Source organism: Streptomyces bauhiniae (assembly GCF_004784475.1).
In the GTDB taxonomy this organism is placed as follows: domain Bacteria; phylum Actinomycetota; class Actinomycetes; order Streptomycetales; family Streptomycetaceae; genus Streptomyces; species Streptomyces seoulensis.
The window spans coordinates 847,525-871,200 of record NZ_SRRT01000002.1; the positions used below are offsets into that span (position 1 = coordinate 847,525).

General features: G+C 70.8%; 21 protein-coding genes and 1 tRNA gene. 14 read left to right on the forward strand and 8 right to left on the reverse strand.

The annotated features are described in order from the left end of the window. Window positions 1–22: 22 nt before the first annotated feature. The 7 genes from E5083_RS09160 (at window position 23) to E5083_RS09190 (ending at window position 7,886) form a co-directional block, all read left to right on the forward strand. On the forward strand, window positions 23–1,327 hold the full coding sequence (locus E5083_RS09160; RefSeq protein ID WP_135785085.1) for an MFS transporter: 1,305 nt from the start codon (window positions 23–25) through the stop codon (window positions 1,325–1,327). Window positions 1,328–1,358: 31 nt separating this feature from the next. Continuing rightward, window positions 1,359–2,141, forward strand: a complete 783-nt coding sequence (otnI, locus tag E5083_RS09165; protein ID WP_135785086.1) for a 2-oxo-tetronate isomerase — start codon at window positions 1,359–1,361, stop codon at window positions 2,139–2,141. Further along, window positions 2,138–3,184: a D-erythronate dehydrogenase gene (denD, locus tag E5083_RS09170; RefSeq protein ID WP_135785087.1), complete on the forward strand. Its 1,047-nt coding sequence runs from the start codon at window positions 2,138–2,140 to the stop codon at window positions 3,182–3,184. The genes otnI and denD overlap by 4 nt, the downstream gene beginning before the upstream one ends. A gap of 10 nt (window positions 3,185–3,194) precedes the next feature. Beyond that, window positions 3,195–3,947, forward strand: coding sequence for a FadR/GntR family transcriptional regulator (locus tag E5083_RS09175; RefSeq protein WP_135785088.1), 753 nt, complete (start codon window positions 3,195–3,197; stop codon window positions 3,945–3,947). 130 nt (window positions 3,948–4,077) lie between these two features. After that, a complete protein-coding gene (locus E5083_RS09180) occupies window positions 4,078–5,535 on the forward strand; it encodes a fascin domain-containing protein (protein WP_135785089.1) in 1,458 nt (485 codons plus the stop codon). 147 nt (window positions 5,536–5,682) lie between these two features. Further along, a complete protein-coding gene (locus E5083_RS09185; protein ID WP_135785090.1) occupies window positions 5,683–7,008 on the forward strand; it encodes an aldehyde dehydrogenase family protein in 1,326 nt (441 codons plus the stop codon). A gap of 122 nt (window positions 7,009–7,130) precedes the next feature. Continuing rightward, window positions 7,131–7,886 carry a class I SAM-dependent methyltransferase gene (locus E5083_RS09190; protein WP_135785091.1) on the forward strand — a complete coding sequence of 252 codons (756 nt, stop codon included), beginning with the start codon at window positions 7,131–7,133 and terminating at the stop codon, window positions 7,884–7,886. Between the two features lie 35 nt (window positions 7,887–7,921). Here the strand turns inward: E5083_RS09190 and E5083_RS09195 are convergent, their stop codons facing one another. Further along, window positions 7,922–9,139 carry an MFS transporter gene (locus E5083_RS09195; RefSeq protein ID WP_244317438.1) on the reverse strand — a complete coding sequence of 406 codons (1,218 nt, stop codon included), beginning with the start codon at window positions 9,137–9,139 and terminating at the stop codon, window positions 7,922–7,924. 225 nt (window positions 9,140–9,364) lie between these two features. Here E5083_RS09195 and E5083_RS09200 point away from each other — a divergent pair, with 225 nt between their 5' ends. Further along, window positions 9,365–10,165: a hypothetical protein gene (locus E5083_RS09200; protein WP_135785093.1), complete on the forward strand. Its 801-nt coding sequence runs from the start codon at window positions 9,365–9,367 to the stop codon at window positions 10,163–10,165. Here E5083_RS09200 and E5083_RS09205 read toward each other — a convergent pair. After that, window positions 10,162–11,970 carry a helix-turn-helix domain-containing protein gene (locus E5083_RS09205; RefSeq protein ID WP_135785094.1) on the reverse strand — a complete coding sequence of 603 codons (1,809 nt, stop codon included), beginning with the start codon at window positions 11,968–11,970 and terminating at the stop codon, window positions 10,162–10,164. The genes E5083_RS09200 and E5083_RS09205 overlap by 4 nt on opposite strands. A gap of 191 nt (window positions 11,971–12,161) precedes the next feature. On the opposite strand from E5083_RS09205, the gene E5083_RS09210 reads away from it, so the two are divergent. The 3 genes from E5083_RS09210 to E5083_RS09220 all read left to right on the forward strand — a co-directional run bounded on the left by E5083_RS09210 (window position 12,162) and on the right by E5083_RS09220 (window position 16,094). Beyond that, entirely contained in the window at window positions 12,162–13,547 is a 1,386-nt protein-coding gene (locus E5083_RS09210; protein WP_135785095.1) for an MFS transporter, read from the forward strand. A gap of 43 nt (window positions 13,548–13,590) precedes the next feature. Then, window positions 13,591–15,051, forward strand: coding sequence for an AMP-binding protein (locus E5083_RS09215; RefSeq protein WP_135785096.1), 1,461 nt, complete (start codon window positions 13,591–13,593; stop codon window positions 15,049–15,051). Window positions 15,052–15,173: 122 nt separating this feature from the next. Continuing rightward, window positions 15,174–16,094, forward strand: coding sequence for a CDP-diacylglycerol diphosphatase (locus E5083_RS09220; RefSeq protein ID WP_244317439.1), 921 nt, complete (start codon window positions 15,174–15,176; stop codon window positions 16,092–16,094). Window positions 16,095–16,115: 21 nt separating this feature from the next. Here the strand turns inward: E5083_RS09220 and E5083_RS09225 are convergent, their stop codons facing one another. From E5083_RS09225 to E5083_RS09245, 5 genes are all read right to left on the reverse strand, one after another. Then, the gene (locus E5083_RS09225; RefSeq protein WP_135785097.1) at window positions 16,116–17,147 is read right to left on the reverse strand and encodes a MerR family transcriptional regulator; all 1,032 of its coding nucleotides are present in this window, start codon (window positions 17,145–17,147) and stop codon (window positions 16,116–16,118) included. Window positions 17,148–17,158: 11 nt separating this feature from the next. Continuing rightward, window positions 17,159–17,842 (reverse strand): HEAT repeat domain-containing protein, encoded by a 684-nt coding sequence (locus E5083_RS09230; RefSeq protein WP_425276704.1) that lies wholly within the window; start codon window positions 17,840–17,842, stop codon window positions 17,159–17,161. Between the two features lie 30 nt (window positions 17,843–17,872). Then, complete coding sequence (locus E5083_RS09235) at window positions 17,873–18,592, reverse strand: Shedu anti-phage system protein SduA domain-containing protein (RefSeq protein WP_244317440.1); 720 nt, start codon at window positions 18,590–18,592, stop codon at window positions 17,873–17,875. A 372-nt stretch (window positions 18,593–18,964) separates the two neighbouring features. Next, a tRNA-Pro gene (locus tag E5083_RS09240) sits at window positions 18,965–19,038 on the reverse strand. 68 nt (window positions 19,039–19,106) lie between these two features. Further along, window positions 19,107–19,625 (reverse strand): hypothetical protein, encoded by a 519-nt coding sequence (locus E5083_RS09245; RefSeq protein WP_135785098.1) that lies wholly within the window; start codon window positions 19,623–19,625, stop codon window positions 19,107–19,109. A gap of 140 nt (window positions 19,626–19,765) precedes the next feature. Here E5083_RS09245 and E5083_RS09250 point away from each other — a divergent pair, with 140 nt between their 5' ends. After that, window positions 19,766–20,926, forward strand: a complete 1,161-nt coding sequence (locus E5083_RS09250; RefSeq protein WP_135785291.1) for a Gfo/Idh/MocA family protein — start codon at window positions 19,766–19,768, stop codon at window positions 20,924–20,926. 43 nt (window positions 20,927–20,969) lie between these two features. Then, entirely contained in the window at window positions 20,970–21,974 is a 1,005-nt protein-coding gene (locus E5083_RS09255; RefSeq protein ID WP_135785099.1) for a Gfo/Idh/MocA family protein, read from the forward strand. 4 nt (window positions 21,975–21,978) lie between these two features. On the opposite strand, the gene E5083_RS09260 is transcribed toward E5083_RS09255, so the two are convergent. Continuing rightward, on the reverse strand, window positions 21,979–22,527 hold the full coding sequence (locus E5083_RS09260) for a TetR/AcrR family transcriptional regulator (protein WP_244317441.1): 549 nt from the start codon (window positions 22,525–22,527) through the stop codon (window positions 21,979–21,981). Window positions 22,528–22,649: 122 nt separating this feature from the next. On the opposite strand from E5083_RS09260, the gene E5083_RS09265 reads away from it, so the two are divergent. Beyond that, window positions 22,650–23,675, forward strand: a complete 1,026-nt coding sequence (locus E5083_RS09265; RefSeq protein ID WP_135785101.1) for an NAD-dependent epimerase/dehydratase family protein — start codon at window positions 22,650–22,652, stop codon at window positions 23,673–23,675. The last annotated feature ends 1 nt before the right edge of the window (window position 23,676 follow it).

Below are 23,676 nucleotides of genomic sequence, written 5' to 3' on the forward strand. Positions count from 1 at the left end.
TGAGCCGCTCAAAGGATTCGCCATGTCCCTCCCCACGGTCGCCGCCGAAGCCGACCTCACCCGCGAGAACGCCGTCTTCCGCAAGGTCGTCCGGCGCATCGTCCCCTTCCTCGTCCTCTGTTATGTCGTCTCCTACCTCGACCGCGTCAACGTGGGTTTCGCCAAGCTCCAGATGTCCGCCGACCTGGGGTTCAGCGAGGCGTCGTACGGCCTCGGCGCCGGGCTGTTCTTCATCGGGTACTTCCTCTTCGAGGTCCCGTCGAACCTGCTGCTCCAGCGGGTGGGCGCCCGCACCTGGATAGCCCGGATCATGATCAGTTGGGGCGTGGTCTCGGCGGCGTTCGTCTTCGTCACCGACGAGACGACGTTCTACGTGCTCCGCTTCCTGCTCGGCGCGGCCGAGGCCGGGTTCTACCCCGGTGTCATCCTGTACTGCACCTACTGGTTCCCGTCCCACCGCCGGGCCCGCGTCATCGCGATGTTCATGTCGGCGATCCCCGTGGCGGGCATCTTCGGCAACCCGCTCTCCGGCTGGATTCTGGACACCTTCCACGGCACGGGCGGCTGGCAGGGGTGGCAGTGGATGTTCGCGCTGGAGGCGCTGCCGGCCCTCGCGGTCGGAGTGGCCACGCTGTTCTACCTGGACAACGGGGTGCGGGATGCGAAGTGGCTCAGCGACGAGGAGAAGGCCGTCGTGGAGCGGGCGCTCGCCGAGGACGCGGCACACCGGACCGTGCACGGCAAGGTCTGGGACGGCTTCCGCGACCCCAAGGTGTGGCTGATGAGCCTCATCTACTTCTGCTTCATCATGGGCCAGTACGCGCTGACGTTCTGGATGCCGACCTTCGTGGAGTCGACCGGCATCAAGGGCAACCTGGCCATCGGTGTGCTGAGTTCGGTGCCGTTCCTGGCCGCGCTGGTCGCGATGAACCTGTTCGGCCGCTCGGCCGACCGGCGCCGGGAGCGCCGCTGGCATCTGGTGGTCCCGAGCCTCATGGGCGCCGTCGGCTTCACGCTGGCCGCCTCCTGGTCCGGCTCGACCGTGCTGTCCCTGATCGCCCTGTCCTTCGCGGCGGCCGGCGTATTGACCTGCGCCCCGCTGTTCTGGTCCCTGCCCACCGCCTTCCTGGGCGGTACGGCGGCCGCGGCCGGGCTCGCCCTGATCAACTCGGTCGGCAACCTGGCCGGTTTCGCCAGCCCGTACATGATCGGCGCGCTGAAGGACAGCACCGGTTCGGCGTCCATACCGATGTACGTGCTGGCGTTCAGCCTCGTCGTGGGTGCCGCCGCCGTACTGACCACCAAGAAGGACGTCGTCAACCGCTGACCGGCGCCGCACCGGCGTCATGGGAGTGACCATGCCGAGGTTCGCAGCGAACCTGTCCATGATGTACACCGAGCATCCCTTCCCGGCCCGCTTCGCCGCGGCCGCCGCGGACGGCTTCGAGGCCGTCGAGTACCTCTTCCCGTACGCGTACGACCCCGCCGAACTGCGCCGCCTGCTGGACGAACACGGCCTGCGGCAGGTGCTGTTCAACGCTCCGCCCGGCGACTGGGACGCGGGTGAGCGCGGTACGGCCGCGCTGCCGGGCCGGGAGGCGGAGACGCGGGCCGGGATCGAGCGGGCGCTGGAGTACGCGGCCGCGCTGGACTGTCCGCGGGTGCATGTGATGGCGGGGCTGCTGCCGTCCGGCGCGGCCCGCGAGACCTATCTCGGCAACCTCGCGTGGGCCGCCGAGCGGGCCGGGGCGGCCGGGGTGGACCTGCTGATCGAGCCGATCAACCACCGTGACACGCCGGGGTACTTCCTGAACCGGCAGGCCGAAGCACACGCTGTCGTACGGGAGTTGGGCGCCGACAACCTCAAAGTCCAACTGGACCTCTACCACTGCCAGATCACCGAGGGCGACCTCACCACGGCCCTGCGCCGGGACCTGCCGACCGGCCGGGTCGGACATCTCCAGATCGCGGGCGTGCCCGACCGGCAGGAGCCCGACGCGGGCGAGCTGAACATCGGCCATCTCTTCGACGTGATCGACGAGTTGGCCTTCGAGGGGTGGGTCGGCTGCGAGTACCGCCCCCGTGCCGGGACGAGCGAGGGGCTCGGCTGGCTGCGCGACTACCGAGGAGCACACGCATGAGGATCGTCATCACCGGTGGCTTCGGCTTTCTGGGCCGCCAGGTGGCCGAACGGCTGCTGGAGACACGGACGTTCGACGGCGTACGCGTGGACCGGCTGGTGCTGGCCGACCTGTTCGTACCGGATGCGTCGCCGCTCGCCGCCGACCCGCTGGTGGAGGTGGTCCGGGGTGATCTCACCGACCGGCTGGGCGAGTTGTTCGCCGAGCCGGTGGACGCGGTGATCCATCTGGCGTCCGCGGTGTCGGCCGAGTGCGAGGCCGACTTCGACCTCGGCATGGCGACCAACGTGGACACCACCCGCGCCCTGCTCGAAGCGGCCCGTGCCCAGGCGGCCGCCGGAGGCCCGGTCGTACGGCTGCTGTTCTCCAGCAGTGTCGCGGTGTACGGCTCGGACCCGGCGCTGCCGCTGCCCGAGGTGGTCAGCGAGGCCACGCTGCCGACCCCTCGGTCCAGTTACGGGGTGCAGAAGTTCGTCTGCGAGCAGCTCGTCGCCGAGTACACGCGAAAGGGGTTCGTGGACGGGCGGGTGGCCCGGCTGATGACCGTGTCGGTGCGGCCGGGGCGGCCGAATGCCGCCGCGTCCGGGTTCCTGTCCGGTGTCGTCCGGGAGCCACTGGCGGGGTTGCCGGCCGTCTCCCCCGTCGACCCCGGCCTGCGGGTGGCCCTGGCCTCGCCCCGGCGCACGGTCACGGGCATCCTCCGGGTCGCGGAGCTGGAGCGGGGCGAGGGGCCCGGTCAGCTCGACGGCCGGCTCCCGGTCAACCTGCCCGCGCTGACGGTCTCGGTCTCGGACATGCTCCACACCCTTCGCCGGGTGGCCGGAGACGCCGTGGCGAACCTCGTGACCGTCGCGCCCGACCCCGCCGTCGAGGCCATCGTGGGGTCCTGGCCGGCCGACTTCGACAACGCGCGCGCCGCCACGCTCGGACTGGCCGCCGACCCGGACTTCGAGTCGGTGCTCCGGGAGTACCTGGCCGACCATGCCGACGCGGTGACCGCCGTCACCGCGCTCGGGGCGGGGCCGCAGAACGCCGGTCGATAGACTGAAAAGCATGTTTTCCAAGGTGAGCGGTCCGATACGGCTCGCGGACCGGGTCGCCGCGATACTCGCGGAGGAGATCGAGTCCGGGCGGCTCGCCGAGGGCGACAGACTGCCGACCGAGGTCGCGCTGGTCAAGCAGCTCGGCGTGAGCCGTACGGTCGTCCGCGAGGCGGTGTCCCGGCTGCGCAACGCGGGCCTGGTCGAGCCGCGCCAGGGCCTCGGCGTCTTCGTCCTGCCCCGGCGCACCCGGCCGCTCGACCTGGAGGGCGAGTCCCCCGGCACCAAGTCCAAGGTGCTCCAGATCGTCGAGGTCCGCGCGGCCCTGGAGGGCGAGGCGGCGGCCCTGGCCGCGACCCGTGCCACGCCGGACGACATCGCCCGGATGCGCCGCGCGCTGGCCGCGCTGGACACGGCGGTCGCCGCCGACGGCGACGGCGTGGACGAGGACCTCGCCTTCCACCGCACCATCGCCGAGTCCACCGGCAACCCGGTCCTCCTCCAGACGGTCCACTACCTCGGCGAGGTAGCCCGCGGCGGCATCCGCGTCACCCGCGCCAACGAGGCCCGCCGCACCGACTTCCTCGAAGCCGTCCGCCAGGAACACCACGCCATCCTCTCCGCCATCGAGTCCCACGACCCCCAAGCCGCCCAGTCCGCGGCCCGCCTCCACCTCCACCACGCCGCCTCCCGCCTCCAGGACGCGGACGAACGGTTCTGGACGGAGACGGACGGGCTGGACGTGGGGCTGGGGTCGGACACCTGACCCGCCAGGGCCGGTTAGACCGGGAAACGGCCGGTAAGGCATGTCCATGCCCTGCCGGTCTGGATCATGGTTCACTTCACCTCGCGTTCACATCCGCGCACCGGCGCGGTGTCTTCACGAGGGATCACCCATGCTGAAACGAATACGGCTCCTGTCGGCGGCGGTTCTCACCGCGCTCGGCACCGTCGTGGCACTGGCCGCGCCGTCCGCCGCGGCCGACCCCCCGGTACCTCCGTCGTCGGCGGGCCAGAGGTGGGCACTGAAGGTGGCCGATCACTACGTGACCGTCTCCGCCGGGGCCAACGGCGACACCAAGCTCAGGGCCAACCTGACCGCCACCACACCCGGCACCGCTGAGCAGTTCACGCTGCACACCGACTGGATCAGGGAGGGGAGTGACGAGGGCTTCGGCAGCAAGGTGAGCTTCCGCTCCGAGGCGACCGGCAACTACGTCACGACCGAGGACGACGCCAGCGCCTCCCTGCTCCGGACTCGGGCGACGACGATCGGGGCCTGGGAGCGCTTCACCCTGAAGCCCCTGTCCAAAGGCGCATTCGGCCTGCTGGCTTCCAACGGCAAGTATGTCGCGGCAGAGCTGGGCACCTACCCGGACAAGGGCCTGCTGCGGGCCCGTACCGCGCAGCCCGCCAGCCCCGACGACCTCGGATCCTGGGAGCGCTTCACCCTGGAGAAGGTAGGCGGGCAGGGTTCCACCGGTCCCGTCCCCGCGCCCACCGCCCAGGCGCCGGTCGCGCGTGACGTCGTCTCGTGGAACGTCTGCGCCAACAACAACGGGGGCTGCTCCCTCGACAAGGCCACGCCCACGACCGTGGCCACCAACGTGTCGAACGCGCTCCACCAGGCCATGGGCACCCGGCGCCCCGACGCGATCTTCTTCCAGGAGATCTGCGAGAAGGCGGCCAAACCCCTGGAGCTGGCGCTCGAGAGCTGGGCCGGTCCGATGGACGTGCGCTTCATGCCGACGTACTACAACGTCGCGGACACGACCGTCCAGGCACAGAAGGAATGCGACAACACCGAAGGCGGTGCCGGCCGGGGTTCCTTCGGCATCGCCCTGGCCGTCCCCGACAGCAACACGTGGTACCAGGGCACCGTGCTTCCGTCGCCGGTCGACCCGGCCAAGCCTCGCAAGGAGCAGCGACCGATGCTCTGCGCGATCATGCCGGCCGAGGGCTCCGCGTACTGCAACGCGCACTTCAGCAGCGGCCCGTACACGGATGCGAACGGCAAGCCTCAGGGCGACGACACCGACCCGAATAACCTCGTCCGGCCGAAGCAGGCCCAGGCGATGCGCACGACCGTCGACGGTCTGGCGGAGAAGGGCTACACCACCTACTACGGCGGTGACCTCAACACCACCCAGAACGACGTCGATTACCTCAGCGCCCTCTACCCCGGTCACCAGGAGTGCGGGCAGCCGACCCCGTCCTCGCCGCACACCGGCGCGCCCACGGACGGCAACAACAAGATCGACTACATCTTCGGTCCGCAGGGGCCCACGTACACGTGCCGGGTCGTGGACGGCACGCTGTCCGACCACCGCGTGATCAACCTGACCACTTCCTGAGTCACTCGTGGGGCCGTCCCGGAGCAGTCCGGGGCGGCCCTTTCGCGTACACGCCGTGATCTACGTCATTCCGGGCAATCCACGGAATTTGTTCCACCCTCTGAAAGGTTGGTGTTTACATCTGATCGTCGACGATGCGAGGCACCCGTGAACCACTCCCCCACCGAGCAGGCCGCCGACACCGTGGCCCGGCTGCGCGGCACGTTCCGTACCGGGCGGACCAAGTCCGTCGAGTGGCGCAAGGAGCAGTTGCGCCGGCTGCGCGCGATGCTGACCGAGCATGGGGACGACCTCGCCGCCGCCCTCCACGCCGACCTGGGCAAGAGCGCCACCGAGGCGCACCGTACGGAGATCGACTTCACCATCCGGGAGATCGACCACACCCTGGAGCACCTGGACGAGTGGCTGCGCCCCGAGCCGGCCCCGGTCCCCGCCTACCTCGGCGCCGACGCCACGGCCTGGACGCAGTACGACCCGCTCGGCGTCGTCCTGGTCATCGCCCCCTGGAACTACCCGGCCCAGCTCCTCCTCGCCCCCGTGGTCGGCGCCCTCGCGTCGGGCAACGCGGTCGTGGCGAAGCCGAGCGAGCTGGCTCCGGCGACCTCGGCCGCGCTGGCCGAGCTGATCCCGGCCTACCTCGACACCGACGCGGTCGCCGTGGTCGAGGGCGGCATCCCGGAGACGACGGCCCTGCTGGCCCAGCGCTTCGACCACATCTTCTACACCGGCAACGGCACGGTGGGGCGTGTCGTCATGCGCGCAGCGGCCGAGCACCTCACCCCGGTCACGCTCGAACTCGGCGGCAAGTCACCGGCGTTCGTCGACCGGGACACCGACCTCGACGTGGTCGCCGACCGGCTGGCGCGCGGCAAGTTCCTCAACGCGGGGCAGACCTGCGTCGCCCCCGACTACGTCCTCACCGACCCGGCGACCGCCCCCGCGCTGGAGGCGGCGCTCGTCCGCGCGGTCGAGGGCATCTACGGCACCGACCCGGCGGCCTCCCCGGAGTACGGCCGCATCATCAACGAGCGCCACTTCGACCGGCTTTCCGGCCTGCTGGACTCCGGCCGGGTGGCGGTCGGCGGGGGCAGCGACCGTACGGACAAGTACATCGCGCCGACCGTACTGGCCGACGTCATGCCGGACGCGCCGGTGATGCAGGAGGAGATCTTCGGGCCCATCCTCCCGATCGTCACCGTGCCGGACCTGGACGCGGCGGTGGACTTCATCAACGACCGCGACAAGCCCCTCGCGCTGTACGTCTTCACCGACTCCGACACCACCCGCGACCGCATCGCCGCCGAGACCTCCTCCGGCGGCCTCGGCAACGGTCTCCCCCTCGCCCACCTCACCGTCTCCGACCTCCCCTTCGGCGGCGTCGGCGAGAGCGGCATGGGCAATTATCACGGCCGCTACTCCCTCGACACCTTCAGCCACCGCAAGGCGGTACTGAACAAGCCGCTGGGCGAGTAGTTCTGTCCCGCGCCAAGTGGGCCCAGCACGGGTCCACTTGGTGCGGTGCTTCATGGGCCGGGGTGGCGGCCAGTGCCCTAATCGTGTTGACCGCCCCCGGCGGGCAGTGCTGGAGTCGGCCCGTGGACAGCATCCCCGCCAACCGGCGGCTCTGGAACCGGATCAGCGGCGCCTACCAGCACGAGCACGACCCGCAGATCGGCGCCGCACCCCGGCTGTGGGGCATGTACTCCATCCCCGACGCACACCTGCGAGCCTTGGGCGACGTCACCGGCAAACGCGTCCTCGAACTCGGCTGCGGCGCCGGCCAGTGGTCCAGGGCACTCGCCGCCGAGGGCGCGGACGTGGTCGGGCTTGACCTGTCCGAGGCTCAACTCGGCGCGGCTGCCCGCGCGATGGGAGCGGACCGCTACCCGCTGGTCCAAGGCACCGCCGAACAACTCCCCTTCGCCGCCGACACCTTCGACCTGGTGTTCTGCGACTTCGGCGGACTCAGTTGGGCGCCCCCGCACCTGGCCGTCCCACAGGCCGCACGCGTCCTGCGCCGGGGCGGCCGCCTGGTGTTCAACGTCGCCAGCCCATGGTTCGAAGCCTGCTACGACGAAGCCGCCGCCCGCGTGACCACGACGCTCCAGCAGGACTACTTCGCGCTGGACACCATCGCCGAGGGCGACGGCGCGACCAGCTACCAACTCACCTACGGCGACTGGGTCAGGGTCCTGCGCGGCGCGAGCCTCGTCATCGATGACCTCATAGAGCCGCGCCCCGACCCCGAGACCCTCAACGGCTACAACAAGACCGACCCACCCGACTGGGCACACCGCTGGCCCGCGGAACTCCTCTGGGTGACCCACAAACCGTCGTCGGACAGGCTATAGCCGGCCGACAGGTAGGCGTTGCTGTCGGCGGACGGTCAGTGGACCGCAACTCGTGCCGCCACCTGCGGAGTTGCCCCATGCCTCCGTACCGACGGCACCGCCAGCACCACCCCCACCGCCGTCACCTGCCACAGCACCCCGAACCCCAACAGCCGCTCGGCGCCGACGACTCCCGACACCGGCCCGGCGAGCGCCAGCCCGAGGGGTCCCAGGGCGAAGGCACCCAGACTGTCGAACGCGCTGATACGTCCCCGCACCTCGGCCGGGATGTCCCGCTGGATGACGGTCGCCGCGAGGGTGGTGCACACGGCCGCACCGATCCCCGCGAAGAAGGCGGCGCCCGCCACCCACGCGAGCGGCAACCCCATGGCCAGCGCGGCCACGGGAACCGCCCATCCCACAGACGCGGCAACGGACCAGGTCAGCCCCCGCCTGGGATTCCGGCCGAGCAACAGCACCCCGCCGACGATCGCCCCGATGCCCTCCAACGCCAGCACCAACCCCCACGCCCTCGCCCCACCGAGCCGCTGCTCGGCGATGGACGGCCCGAGCACCAGGAACGGCGCCCAGAGAAGGAAGTTGAAGAGGCCGATGTGGAGAGTCGTGACCCACAGCCAGGTGCGTGAGGTGAACTCCCGCCAGCCCCGACCGAGTTCACTGAACAACCCCAGCCCCGGAGCCTGGGCCCGCACCACCGGCAACCCCACCAGCGCCACGACACTCACGCCGTAGCTCACCGCATCGACCGCCACCACCGTCCCCGCATCGAAGGCGGCGACCAGCAGTCCGGCGAGCCCCGGCCCCACGATCGTGGCCACCGGCCGAGCCATCCCCAACAGGGCGTTTGCAGAGGCGAGTTCCCCCTCCGGGACAAGACCGGGAACCAGCGCCGACAGCCCCGGCATGAACCCTCCCTCGCCCACCCCGAGGAGCACCGCCAGCGCAACGACTTCCCAGATGCGCGCACTGCCGGTGAGCAACAGCAGAGCCAGCACAGCCTGCGATCCGAACCGGAGCGCGTCCGCCGCCAGCATGACCGTACGGGCCCCAAGGCGGTCGGTGAACACACCCCCGAGCAGCAGCACGACCAGTACCGCGAGAATCCGCGCCGCCATCACCCCGCCGACGGCATTCACCCCTCCATCGGGAAGCCGCAGCACGGCGAAAGTCGTGGCGATCGTGTTCATCCCCGAGCCGAGCAGCGAGGTGGTCTGCCCCAGCAGGAAGCGCCGGAACCGGGCATGCCGCAGCACACGCAGCCGGTGAGTACCGAGTGTCATGAATCCGCACTTTGCCTCCGCCGAACAATTCACCGCAAGGGATTTCGCGAAGAAATGCCGCCGCTTTCTGAAAAAGCTTCTGTCGAAGCGAATTGACGCAGTAAATAGGCACCGTTTACTGCAACACGCCTGATGGTATGGTCAGTCACCGAAACCCTTGAAGGTCCCCATAGCACTTATTTACTGCGGGTGAGCAATATGAGTACGGCCCCAGTCGAATACGGCGCCGCCGTCGACCGCTACCTGGCCGCCGCGGGCCTCGGCCCCGCATCCCGCCGCATCTACCGCATCTCCCTGCTCGGCTGGGCCTGGCCCCTGGTCGACCGGCGCACTCCCACCGGCCGCGACCGCAGAGGCGCCCACCCTCCGGCCGTCCCCCTCGCCGCCCTGGCCGACCCGGACACCCCGGAACGCCTGCGCCGAGGACTGACCGACCGCTCCACGACCGCACAACCGAGCACACTCATCCGCGAGTTGGCCTGCCTCCGCGCAGCCACAGCATGGTGGCTGGCCCAGGGCTGGATCACCACAGACCCGGCCCTCGACCTGGCCCAGCCACCCGCACCAGCCCCACCCCGGCCCCCGAACTGCGCCCGAGCCGCCCTGGCCCTACAAGCTCCCCTCCGGGAGCTGACCCTCTGGTACTTCCTCCACGAGTCCCGAGCCCCCGTGGAACACGTACTCGCCCTCAACATCGACCACTTGGACCTCGCAGCCCGCCGCACCAGACCCAGCACGACAACCCGCCTGAGCTGGGGCGAGGGCACAGCCCGACTCCTCCCCCTCCTCCTCGCCGGCCGCACCGCGGGCCCGGTGTTCGTCACCGCCCGCCGGGCCCCCGCCACCACGCCCCCGGCCGACCGCTGCCCGGTGACCGGCCGTGGCCGCCTTTCCTACCGCCGGGCGGCGGAACTCTTCACCGCCGCGACCAGGCCCCTCGACCCGTCCGGCCACGGCTGGACCCTGCTGGCCCTGCGCGACCGCGATGCCCTGACCTAACCCGGCCCGTCCAGCACCGCCCTCAACTGGTGCAGTCGCACCGCCAGATGGAGCCACAGCGCGGAGTCCGCCGAGCGCCAGTCGTCGCCGAGGAGGGCCGTGATGCGGTCCAGGCGCTTCAGGAGGGTGTTGGTGTGCACATGGAGGGCGTGGGCGGTCCGGCTGAGATTCCCGGAGTGGGCGAAGTAGGCGGCGACGGTACTCACGAGATCGGTCGAGCGGCGCTGGTCGTAGTCGAGAAGGGGGCCGAGGGAGTCGGTGACGAACCCCTCCAACTCCTGTGCGCGCCGGGGGTCGAAGACGAGCCCGTACATCGCGTACCGCCGTGTCGTGGCGCCCCGGTCGGTCTCGCCGAGGCTGCGCATGACGTCCAGGCAGCGGACGGCCAGCGTGTAGGAGTGGGCGGGGTCGTGCCCGGTGATCCGGTCGGCGACCACGAGCACCGGCGTACCGAGCCTGCGGCGCAGCCGTTGGTGCAGCGTGCGTACCGCGGCCTCGGGGTCGTCGGCGCGGAGCAGCATCGTCGCCCGGCCCAGGTATTCGCCCGCGAGGCCGGACAACTCCGCTGATGAGGCGTGGAGTTCGCGGACGACGTCGGCGGTGGACCGGTCGGGGCAGTCGGCCGTGACCAGTACGTCGAGCCGGTCCACGTCGACGCCCCGCGCGAGCGCCCGGTCACGCAGTGCCGGGTGGACGGGCTGGAGCGGCGGGTGGGACAGCAGTTCCATGAGCAGCTCGCCCCGTACCCGCTCCTCGGCCTCCACTCGGGCGTCCCGCAGCAGCGCGAGCAGGCCCGTGATCTGGGCCGACCGCTCCAGCATCCGGACGTCCGCCGATTCCGTGGCCGCCCGCCGCCTCAGCGACAGGGAGCCGAGGTGGCTGCCCCCGGCCTGGATGGCGGCCACGCTGAGGACCGTGCCGTCGGCACCCTCGCCGTGGACGCACCGGCCGGTCCGGCGCGCTTCCGCCAGCAACTCCCCTTCCAGGCGCGCGTCTTCACCTACCGCCGCCGCCCCGCAGGATCGCGTGGCCACGACCTCGTCGTCCCGGTTCCGGATGGTGACCACGCCCTCCAGGTGGTCGACCAACGACTGCGCGATGTCCCCCGGCCCGCCCCCGGTCAGCACCACATGGGTCAGCGCTTCGTGCACGGCGGCGGCCCGTTCCATCGTGGCGACCTGGTCCTCAATGACGCGGTAGGCGTCCTGGAGCCGCTGGAGTGCCACCCGGCTCTCGTCGTACAGCCGGGCATTGTTGAGCGCGATCGCGGCATGGTCGGCGAAGGCGCTGAGGAGGGCGACCTCGTCCTTCTCGAAGGGGCGCTCGGTGCGGTCGGCGGCGAAGAGGACGCCGATCACGCGGTCACCGACCAGGAGGGGTACGCCGAGCAGTGCCACGAGCCCCTCGTCGGAGACGAGCCGGTCGAAGACGGGGTCGCGGTGGAAGCCGTCGGCGTGGCGGTAGTCGCTGACCCAGACGGGCGCCCGGGTCTCGATCACCCAGCCGCCGAGCCCGGCCCCGGCGGGCATGCGCGCGGAGGAGAACTCCGACGAGATGGTGCCGGCCGCCGCGCTGAGCGCGAGCGCGCCGCCAGTGTCGCGGAGCGAGAGATAGACGAAGTCGCTGCCGATCAGCTCGTGCGCCTCCCGGACGATCGACGGCAGCACCTCGTCGACCTTGCCCAGCACGGTCAGCGAGCGGGCCGTGGCATACAGGCTGCTCAGCTCGCGTTCGCGGCGCAGCCGGTAGGCGGCGAGTTCGCCCTGACCGCCCTCGCCCGCCGACCCGGAATCGCTGTCTGCCATCGCTCGCCTTCAACGGGAAGGGAGGTGGTGGATTCACCCACCTCTGGGGTGCGAGGAGTGTAGCGAATCCCCATCTCCCAAAGCGCTTGCTCAGCCCTACTCTCGCCCCACACAGAGCTGTGACACATGTCCCGACCGGCCGGCGGGCGTCCCCGCACATACCCCTGACCAGAACCGGAGGGATGCCTCCCATGGCCTCATCCGCGCAGGCCCACGTCCAGGGCAACGGCTCCGATCCCGCCACCGCGCCCGTACGCCGTACCAACTGGAAGCTGCTGGCGGCCGGGCTGATCGGCAGCTCGATCGAGTGGTACGACTTCTTCCTCTACGGCACGGCGGCGGCACTGGTCTTCCCGCACGTCTTCTTTCCGCACTCGTCCGCGTTCATGGGCACGCTGCTGTCCTTCAGCACCTTCTGGGCGGGGTTCGTCGCCCGGCCGCTGGGCGGGCTGCTCGCCGGTCACTTCGGTGACAAGCACGGCCGCAAGCCCACGGTCGTGGCGTGTCTGATCGGCATGGCCGCCGCGACGTTCCTCATCGGCTGTCTGCCGAGCGCGGCGAGCGTGGGCGTGCTCGCGCCGGTGCTGCTGGTGCTGCTGCGCTTCATCCAGGGTGCGGCGGCGGGCGGCCAGTGGGGCGGCATCGCGCTGCTGCTCACGGAGTCCGCGCACCCCAAACGCCGTGGTTTCGCGGGCACGTTCGGCCAGACCAGCGTCCCGGTCGCGGTCATCATCGTGAACCTCATCTTCACCACGACCGGCTCGGTCATCTCGAGCGACGCGTTCCTCGACTGGGGCTGGCGCGTCCCGTTCCTGCTCAGCGCGGTCATGTTCCCGGTCGTCCTGCACATCCAGAACAAGGTCGAGGACACCCCGGACTTCCGCGAACTCCAGGAAGCAGCCGCCCGCAGGCCGGAGGCGCGCGTGGTCCGGGCCCCGCTGACCGAGGCCGTACGCCGCAACTGGCGCACCATCCTGCTCGGTTGCGCCACCCTGTCCGCCACCAACAGCCTCTTCTACGTCAGCATCACCGGCCTGCTCAGCTACGGCACGACGACCCTGCACATGGACCGCGACTCCCTCCTCACGGTCACCCTGCTCAGCTCGGCCCTGATGGCCGGGATACTCCCCTATGCGGGCCACCTCTCCGACCGCTTCGGCCGCCGCAAACTGGTCCTGGTCGGCGGACTCGGCGTGGCCGCCTGGGCGTTCCCGTACTTCGCCCTGGTGGATACGGCCTCGGCGCCGCTGGTCTTCGTCGCGATCACCGTCGGCTTCCTCTTCCAGGGGCTCACGTACGGCCCGATGGCGGCCTTCCTCGGGGAGCTGTTCGCACCCAACGTCCGCTATTCCAGTGCCTCTTTGGCCTACCAGCTCTCCGCCATCGTGGTCAGCGGCGGTACGCCGGTCCTGATGACCGCCGTCATCGCGAAGACCGGGTCGACCACGCTGGTCGCCGCGTACATCGCCCTGATGGGCCTGATCACCTTCGCCGGCGCGTGGTTCCTGCCCGAGACGAACCCGGCCGAGGTGCGCCGCGATCCCGAGGCGCTGCCCGGAGCGCAGCTCTACCCCTGACCGGCCGGAATCCCCAACTCCCCAACGACGAGGAGCCACAGCCATGTTCACCCCCGAACCGGGCTTCCCGCTCGGTGACATCCCCGCCGCCCACGCGGCCGAACGCCCCGACGCCGTAGCGGTTCGCGCCGGCGACACGGAACTGACCTGGGAGGAGCTGTACCGGGCGAGCGACGCCGTCGCACGCGGTCTGAAGCTCTCCGGCGTCGAGCGCGGACACATCGTCCCCCTCATGCTGCCGAACGGCGTGGACGTCGTGGTGGCGGCCTTCGCCTGCCTCAAACTCGGCGCGGTTCCCCAGCCGTTGTCGACCAGGCTGGCACCGGCCGAGGAGCGGGCGATCCTCGCACTGTCCGAACCACCGGTCGTCGTCGGGCTCAAAGAGGGCGCGCTCGACCGGTCCACGACGGTGGCCGAGTTGCGTCGACTGGGCACCGGTGCGGGCGAGTTGACCACCGAGATCGGCCCCTCATGGAAGGCTCCCACCTCGGGCGGATCGACCGGTCGACCTAAGATCATCCTGTCGGGGGCGGAAGGGGCGTTCAACCCCTTCGACATGGAGGCGTGGGGACTGCGGCCCGGCGAGCAGTCCCTCGTCACCGCCCCCGTCCACCACAACGCCCCCTTCTCCACGGCCATGACGACGCTGTTCAACGGCGGCACGGTCACTCTCCTGGAGCGGTTCGACGCCGAGCGGGTCCTGGCCGAGGTCGAACGGCGCGCGATCACCTGGGTGTACCTGGTGCCGACCATGATGCGCCGCATCCTGGCCCTCCCGGAGCCGGTGCGCGACCGCTACGACCTCTCCTCCCTCGTCTCGGTCTGGCACTGCGCGGAACCCTGCCCGCCCGCGACCAAGCAGGCGTGGATCGACTGGCTCGGCGCGGACCGGATCTGGGAGCTGTACGCGGGCACCGAGGCCCAGGCCGGCTGCACGATCTCCGGCACGGAGTGGCTGGCGCACCGGGGCTCGGTGGGCCGTCCCACCTGGGGCGAGATCAAGATCGTGGGCCTGGACGGCACACCGGTCACCGAGCCCGGAGTCCCCGGTGAGATCTTCATGCGGGTCGCGGAGGGCAAGCCGCCCGCCTTCCGGTACCTGGGAGCCGAGGTCCAGGAGACCGACGGCTGGTCGACCCTCGGCGACATCGGCGAGTTCGACTCGGACGGCTATCTGTACCTCCACGACCGCCGCTCCGACATGCTTCTGGTCGGCGGGGTGAACGTGTACCCCGCCGAGATCGAGGGCGCCCTCACCGAGCACCCGCACGTCGTGTCCAGCGCGGTCATCGGCCTGCCGGACGCGGACCGGGGCAACCGCGTCCACGCCATCGTGCAGATCGAGGAGGGGCGTACGACCACCCCCGAGGAGATCACCGACTTCCTGGCCACCCGGCTGTCGCCCCACAAGCGACCCCGGTCCGTCGAGCTGGTGACGGAACCACTGCGCAGCGCGGCGGGGAAACTGAGGCGCTCGGCGCTGCGGGCGGAGCGCCTGAACTAGTTGGTCGTAGCGCCATTCCGGACGCTCACTCATTCAGCCGATGCGTGGAATCGCCGTAAATCAATTTCCGGGACTTACTCTGCGAAAACCCCCTACAGCGCCCACTCCCTCGGAGATCAGAAATGAATGACCCGCAGAATGCGCAGGAAGTCCCCCGGCGGCAATTCGTCGCGCTCTCCGGTGTCGTCGGTGCCGCGACGGTCCTGGCGGGCGCGGCCGCGATGAGCGGCGGTACCGCTGCGGCGGCGAGCGGTGCCGACGCCGGTCCGACCCCCGACTCGTGCCCCACCACGCCTCCCCCGGGCGGCAGCAACTCGTGTCCGCCCGCCAGCCTCCAGGGCATCTGCGGCCGGCCCACGGACAACGACCCGCTGTGGCACGACGTCCAGTACTGCACCAGCGGGATCGTCCCCCCGCCGCCGCAGACCAAGCCGGACTGCCTGAAGATGACGCCGAATTACATCGTGCTGCACGGGAAGCCGGAGACGACGCACAACTATCTCCTGCTGCCGACGTGCCGCGTCACGGGTATCGAATGCCCGTTCCTCGTGACCAGCGGGCCCGCGAACTACTGGCACGAGGCGTGGGAGAACGCCCGCAGCGGCGGCGACGTCCCCGTGCAGTATCCGAACATCGGCCTGGGCATCAATTCGCAGGGCGCCCGGCGCTTCGACCAGCTCCACATCCACATGGCCGGCGTCCGGGCGAGCACCCAGCGGCGCCTCCAGGAACTCGAGTCGCAGGGCCGTATGGCCACCTCCCCCTCGCAGTGGGCGAACCCGGCCAACCAGGCCGCCGTCACGGGCTCGGCGGGCGACCGCGTGTACCGCATCCTCCGGCTCCCCAACCTGCGGGACAACCTCTTCGGCCTGCTCTACACGAACGTCGTCCGGCCCAACTCGCTGAACATGGCCGACCAGACGATGATCGTGGTCCCGAAGATGACCGCCACCGGGTTCGCCGGCGCCTTCTACGTCCTCAACAGCGACACGTCGATCCACGATGGCACGAGCACATGCGATTACCTGCTGGTGTATAGCTGACGCACATGTGCTGGGCGACCACTACGAGTTGTCCAGCACCTCGCCGGCTCGTTCTTCCAGGACGCCCGCCAAGGCCGATGCGACGAGGGCGACCGTGTGGTCCTCGTCGTGGGCGAGTTGGCGCAGGATCTCCAGCGGGGCGATTCCCTCCAGCTCGACGAGGGCCTGGATCAGGCGGATGCGGGTCGCGGAGTCGGCGGTGGGGGCGGCCAGTTGGTCCGCCAGGAGGGTCGTGATCCGGGTCGCGGAGGCAGGGTCCTGGGAGAGGGTTCCCAGGGCTTCGGCCGCGTCCACGTCGTTGGTGCCGTCCACGATCATGCGGACGAGCGTGGGCACGGCCGCCGACACTCCGTGTGCGCCCAGGGCCAGTGCGGCTTGTCTGCGCACGAGGGCATCCGGGTCCTCCAGCCGGCCCGTGAGCACCGGGATCGCACCCGGTACGTCCGCCATCCCGGCAATCGCAAGCACCGCGCGCCGCCGGATCTCGACGTCCTCGGAACCCGCGGCGGCTGCCAGCGCCGCCACACCGTCATCGCCCGTACGGGCCAGCGCCCAGCGCAACGCGCCTGCGACGTGAGGGTCCGACTCGCTCAGTACGGCCCCGGCCAGCAGCTCAGCCGGCACCGGCATGCCCTCCGGCCGGGTGAGGACGGCCTGCTGTCTGCGGGCGGCGCTGGACGAGTCGAGTTCCCGCATGAGTTCGACGACACGGAGGACGTCCTGCCAGCCGGCGGGGGCGGACGCGTCGATCACCCGGAGCCGTTCGAGCAGCTCCCGCTCGCGCGCCAGGCGGTCCTCCGTCCACTGGATGAGGTCGCCGACCAGGGCGGACGGCGTGAAGGCCGGGTCCTCCAGCGCACGCCCGATCTGCTTGAGCGACAGCCCGAGGGAGCGCAGGCTCTCCACATGGAACATCCGGCGCACATCATCGGCCGAGTACTCGCGATACCCGCCGACGGTCCGCCCGGTCGGCCGCACCAGCCCCAAAGCGTCATAGTGCCGCAGCATCCGCGCACTCACCCCGGACCGCCGGGCCACCTCCCCAATGAGCAACGCCCGTCCTCCTACGCCTGTCCGGCCCTGCGCTCCGGCCCGAGCACGACCGTACGCTTCGCCTCCTCAACCGCCACGTCGAACCCGGCCTCGGGGTCCCGCCGGAGCAATTCGGTGGCCCGCGCGTGCGCCGCCACGTCCGGGTCCGGATGCCCGACGGCCTCCTCCAGCGCGGGCCGACTCTCTTCACCGAGGTCGACCAGAGCCCGACTGAGACTCAACCGCACATCACGACCCCCACGCCCGAGCTGCCGCACCAATTCCTCGGCCAGCTCCTTCCCCTGCCCCTCGGGCACGAGTACGACGGCCGCGCGCCAAGCGGTCCGCGCGACTTCGTCATCGGCATCGCGCAGAAGGTCACGGGTGATCCAGCCCCATGTGCTCCCGTCCTTGATCTTGGAGAGCGTGTGCAACGCCTGACTACGAGCCTGCCGGCACTCGGAGCCCAACTCCTGCCGGAGCCGAGGCAGAGTGACCTCCGGCGCGAGTCGGGTCAACGCCCAGGACAACATGTCCCGCACAAAGAAATCGGGCTCGACGGCACACCGCTCGACCAGGGCCTCCAGAAAAGCAGGGTCGGCATTCGCCCCGACCGTCATGGCCGCCTGAAGCCGAACCGAAGTGTCGTCGGCACCCATAGCCTTGACCAAACGAGTGTGCTGAGCGGTCATGTCGATCGGGACCACCTCCAGCACCCCACTGAAAACCTTGCCACGATGTCAGGGTCAAGCACCTGCGGACAAAAGCTCGCCGGCGAGAGACCGCTCCGCGTTGTCCAGCAGCTCCTTGTACGTGAGTACCTCGACACGCGTGAGATGCGAGTTGAACGTCCGCAGCGCCTCGTTGATCTCCGTCTCCGGTATGTCGGGGTGCAGGCCGGGGTGGCCGACCAGGACCAGCGCGCTGGCCCGGCGGACCTCGATGCCGAGTTCCTCGCGTATGCGGTCGCGGTGTTCGTCCAGCCCGGTGAGATAGTTGACGGCCTGGCCGACGGCCTCGTGGACCGATGCGGCGGGCACCAAGGCGTTGCGGTGCCGCTTGACCAGGGGCGCCTTGAGGCTCATGGCCCGTTTGAGTTCCGCGATGTGCAGCGCCCCGTCGCCCCGGATCAGCGGGATGTCCACCTCGTCCCCCGGCACCAGCCGACGGTGAGCGGCCTCGCCGACGAACCGGCCGCCGAAGATCCAGTGCTGCCCCTCCAGTGCCCGTTGGAGGTCTCTTTCCAGCGCCTTTGGGTCCTCGACGACGGCACGCAGCAAGTCGAGCCCGGCCGAGCGCCGCCGCAGTTCGGCGGCCCGCAGAACGAGTTGTCCCTCATCATCGGCCGCGAGCAGCGCCAGAGCCTCGGGTGAGCTGACGATCTTCCGGGCCGCCTCGGCGGGGTCCGCCACCTCAATACGGTCGCTGCGTAGCAGCCGCTCCAGCCACAGCGAGGTCTCGGACATCCCGCGCGTAATGACGTAGCGGCCGGGCCGGTCCTCGGGAGCGCGGAGAACGCGGCGTCGCGCCCCTGGGACCGGAAATGCTCCACTGCTTCCTCCGCGCTGGCACCGGGATGATTCCTTAGATATGCCTCGCACTCCGCGACAAGCCATTCGTGCACCGCGCGCATGGAACTCGCAAGGAAGTTGCGGTTCCGTTCCCTGCGCCTCCCCTCGTGAAAGAGGCGGTAACGTTCCGCGAAGTCGTGCTGGAGAATCCGGCCCTCGGCGTAGTCCAGCGAGTCCGGCAGGAGCCGTACGACCTGCCACTCGAAACGACGAAAGGCCGGTCACGGAATTTCTCCGTGCCCGGCCTTAACCCGCGACTCCATAAAGTCGGGACGACAGGATTTGAACCTGCGACCCCTTGACCCCCAGTCAAGTGCGCTACCAAGCTGCGCCACGTCCCGAGGTGATCCGGCGGAGTGTTCCGCGTGATCACGCAGGTCAACCCTACCGCACGCGCGGCGGTGCCCGGTCACTTGATGAGGGCGTTGGCGATGACGACGACGAAGCCGAGGAGGGCGTCGGCGAGGCCGATGAGGAGGGCGGAGGGCCAGCGGCGGGAGGCCCAGCGGGCGGTGATCACGCCGAGGGTGAAGAGGATGGCGATGTTGAGATAGAGGGCGGGGTACTCGACGTCACCGGGCGGCCACCACCCCCACCCCGCCCCGGCCAGCAGGAACACGGTCGGCAGGACGGCCGCGACCAGCGGCCACTCGTCGCGGAGGGCGCGCAGCACCTCGCCCCGGCGCCGGGGGCCGCGTTCGGCGATGTGGTGGGCGTAGCCGTGGGCGAAGGCGGAGGCGAACGCGGTGACCAGCACCCACAGCGCGTCGTAGCGCCGGCTGGCCGCCGAGCCGTGCCCGTGCTGGGTGAGCGCGGCGACCAGGGAGCTGGCCAGGACGGCGCCGTACACCCCGCCGAACAGGACGGACTCGCGGGTGTCGCGCCGCGGCCGGGGTGCGCCGGTCTCCGCCGTCGGGTCAGCAGCCATGCCTCCCACGATCACCCGGCCCCCGCGACCCCGCACGCCGGTGTGCACCGGTCGGGGGCGCGCACCAGGGTTGACACCCGGTATTTGTCCGCACAAAGGTGGGCCCGGCAGATGTGGAGCTGGTCCGAAGAAGGGCTGTCATCGTGGATGCGCTGGGTGTCGCCGTCGTCGGTTTCGGCTGGATGGGCCGGGTGCACACCCGGGCGTACGCCCGCCTCCCGCACCACTACCCCCGGCTCCCGCTGCGCCCCGAGCTGGTGACGGTCGCCGAGGAGGTACCGGGCCTCGCGGAGGAGGCGGCGGCGCAGTACGGCTTCGCCACCGCCACCCGCGACTGGCGCGAGGTCGCCGCCGACCCCCGCGTGCGCGCCGTCAGCATCACCGCGCCGAACTTCCTGCACCGCGAGATCGGCGTCGCGATGGCCCGGGCGGGCAAGCACCTCTGGATCGAGAAGCCGGTCGGGCTCAGCGGCGCGGACGCCCGCGCGGTAGCGGACGCAGTCGCCGCGGCCGGTGTACAGAGCGCGGTCGGCTTCAACTACCGCAACGCGCCCGCCGTGGAGTCCGCCCGCGAGCTGATCGCCTCCGGCGGGATCGGCCGGATCACCCACGCCCACGTGCGCCTGCTCAGCGACTACGCCGCCCACCCGGACGGTGCCCTGACCTGGCGGTACGAGCGGAGCCGGGGCGGCAGCGGGGTGCTGGGCGACCTGGCCTCGCACGGCGCCGACCTCGCGTACTTCCTGCTCGGTGACATCGCGTCGCTGGCCGCCGACACGGCGGTGTTCGTACCCGAGCGCGCTCGCCCCACCGGCGCCACCGCCGGCCACACCCTCGCGGCGGGCGGCGAGCGCGGACCGGTGGAGAACGAGGACTACGTGAGCTGTCTGCTGCGCTTCGCCTCCGGCGCCCGTGGTGTGCTGGAGGCGTGCCGGGTGTCGGTCGGCGAGCAGAACAACTACGGCTTCGAGGTGCACGGCACCGAGGGCGCGGTGTCCTGGGACTTCCGCCGGATGAACGAACTCCGCGTCAGCCGGGGCGGGTTGTTCCAGGACCAGCCGGTGAGCACGGTGTACGTCGGCCCGGGTGACGGCGAGTTCGCCGCGTTCCAGCCCGGCGCGGCCAACGCGATGGGGTACGACGACCTCAAGGTCATCGAGGCGTACCGCTTCCTCCGCTCGGTCGCCGAGGGCAAGCCCTACGGTGCCACACTCGCGGACGCGGTGCGCGCGGCCGGTGTGCTGGACGCGATGGCGGTGTCGGCCGGGAGCCGGGGGTGGGTCGACCTGCCGGTGAGCTGAAGCGCGGCCCCTGTCCCAGCACACGCGAGGAGCACTCGAGCACATGCGTATCGGAATTCTCGGCCTCGGCCGCATCGGCGTCTTCCACGCCGAGACCCTGTCCGCGCTGGACGCCGTCACCTCCCTCGTCGTCGCCGACCCGGTCGCGGACGCGGCGAAGGCGGCCGCCGAACGATACGGGGCCCAGGTCGCGGACTCCCCCGAGGCGCTGCTCGCGGCCGGGGTCGACGGCCTGGTGATCGCGGCCGCCACCGACGCCCACCCGGCGCTGATCCGGGCCGGGGTCGCGGCGGGCGTGCCGGTGTTCTGCGAGAAGCCGGTGGCCCGGACGATCGCGGAGGGCGTGGCGGTGCTGGGCGCCGTGCGGGAGAGCGGGGTGCCGATCCAGATCGGTTTCAACCGCCGTTTCGACGCCGGTTTCCTGGCCGCCCGCGCCGCCGTCCGCTCCGGCGAGCTGGGCAAGCTGCACACGGTGCGCTCCACCACCCTGGACCCGGCGCCGCCGCCCGCCGCGTACGTGGCCGCGTCCGGGGGCATCTTCCGGGACTGCTCCGTGCACGACTTCGACATGATCCGCTGGGTGACCGGCCGCGAGGTGACCGAGGTGTACGCGGTCGGCGGCAACCGGGGTGCCGCGTACATCGGGGAGGCGGGCGACGCCGACACCACGAGCGCGGTCCTCACGCTGGACGACGGCACGATCGCGGTGGTCTCCAACTCCCGCCACAACGCACGGGGTCACGACGTGCGCATGGAGCTGCTCGGGTTCGCGGACTCCCTCGCGGTCGGCCTGGACGACCGGCTGCCGATCCGCTCGGCCGAGCCCGGCGTCGCCTTCCCCTCGGGCACCCCGCACGAGTTCTTCATGGACCGCTTCACCGACGCCTACCGCGCCGAACTCGCCGCGTTCACCGAGGTGGTGGCCGGTACGCGACCCTCCCCCTGCACGGTCGAGGAGGCGCTGGAGGCGGGCTGGATCGCGGAGGCGTGCACGCTCTCGCTGCGCGAGCACCGGCCGGTGACCCTGGCGGAGGTCCGTACCGGCTGAGGGTTCAGGCGCGCAGGCCGTCCACGATCAGGTTCAGGATGCGTTCGGCGCGGGCCTCGCCGTCACGGCTGGGGTCGATCCGCCACAACACGCTGAGCTGGAGGAGTACGTCCTCCGGGTCGACCCCCGCCTTCAACGTGCCCTCGGCCGCGCCGGCGTCGAGCAGGGTGCCGATGGCCTGGACGAACGGGCCGTAGAACTCGTCCTCTTGACCGTTTCCGGTCGCGGCGTGGATGACCTCGGCCACGCCGAACTTCAGCCTGCCGTACCGGGCCACCTCGTCGAACCACATCCGCAGGGCGGTCAATGGGGGCTGCGTGTCGCGCAGTTGAGGTGCCAGGTCGATGAGGTGCTGGAGGTCGTGCCGGTACAGCTCCATGACGAGGGCTTCGCGGGTCGGGAAGTGCCGGTAGAGCGTGCCGATGCCGACGCCGGCGCGCTTGGCGATGGCCGTGAGCGAGGCGTTGCTCGACGCGGCGAGTTCCTCGCGGGCGACGGTGAGGATGCGCTCGCGGTTGTCGCGGGCGTCCTTCCGGGTGGGTTTCGCGCTCACCGGTGTTCCGTTCCGTCTCGGATTGCTAAGCGGAGGGCCCTCCGGTACGTTGGTCGGCATACCGGAGCCCCCTCCGTTTCTTCATTCTGACATACCCCACCCCTCCGCACCCAAGGACAGCCATGCCCGAAACAGTCCTGGTCACCGGCGGTACCGGCTACATCGGCGGCTGGTGCGTCGCCGAACTGCTGCGCCGTGGCCACACCGTCCGCACCACCGTGCGTGCTCCCGGCCGCGAACAGGCCGTGCTCGACGCCGTGTCGACGGTCACCGACCCCGGCGGCCGGCTGGAGTTCGCCGTCGCCGACCTCACCGCCGACGCGGGCTGGGACGAGGCCGTACGCGGCGTCGACCGCGTCCTGCACGTGGCCTCCCCGCTCGGTACGACGGACTCCGGCGACCTCGTCACGCCCGCGCGGGACGGCACCCTGCGCGTGCTGCGCGCGGCCACGGCGGCCGGGGTGCGGCGCGTGGTGCTGACCTCCGCCGCCAACACGGCCAGCCCCTCGTCGTACGCCAGCGAGGGCGTCACCGACGAGACCCTGTGGACGGACCCGGACGACCCGACGCTGATCCCGTACCGCCGCGCGAAGACCCTCGCCGAGCGTGCCGCCTGGGACTTCATGGCACGGTACGACGGCCCGACCGAGCTGACGACCGTGCTGCCCGGCGCGGTGTTCGGTCCCGTCCTCACCGCGAGCACCGAGGGCTCGGTCGGGATCGTCGCCCGGATGCTCACCGGGGCGATGCGCGGTGTCCCCCGGATCGGCCTGGAGATCGTGGACGTCCGCGATCTCGTGGACCTCCACCTGCGAGCGATGACCGAGCCTGCGGCGGCGGATCAACGCTTCCTGGGTACGGGCGAGTTCCTCTGGATGGCGGACATGGCCCGCGTACTCCGGGACGGCCTGGGCGACCTCGGCCACCGCGTCCCGACCCGCCAACTCCCCGACTTCGTCGTCCGCTTGGCAGCCCGCTTCGGCGACCCCACCCTCCGCGAAATCCTCCCCGCCCTCGGCCGCCGCAACCGCCACAGCACAGAGAAGGCCCACCGCCTCCTGGACTGGCAGCCCCGACCGGCGGAGGAGGCGGTACTGGACTGCGCGCGGAGCCTGATCGACAAGGGGCTGGTGCAGCAGCCGAGTTGAA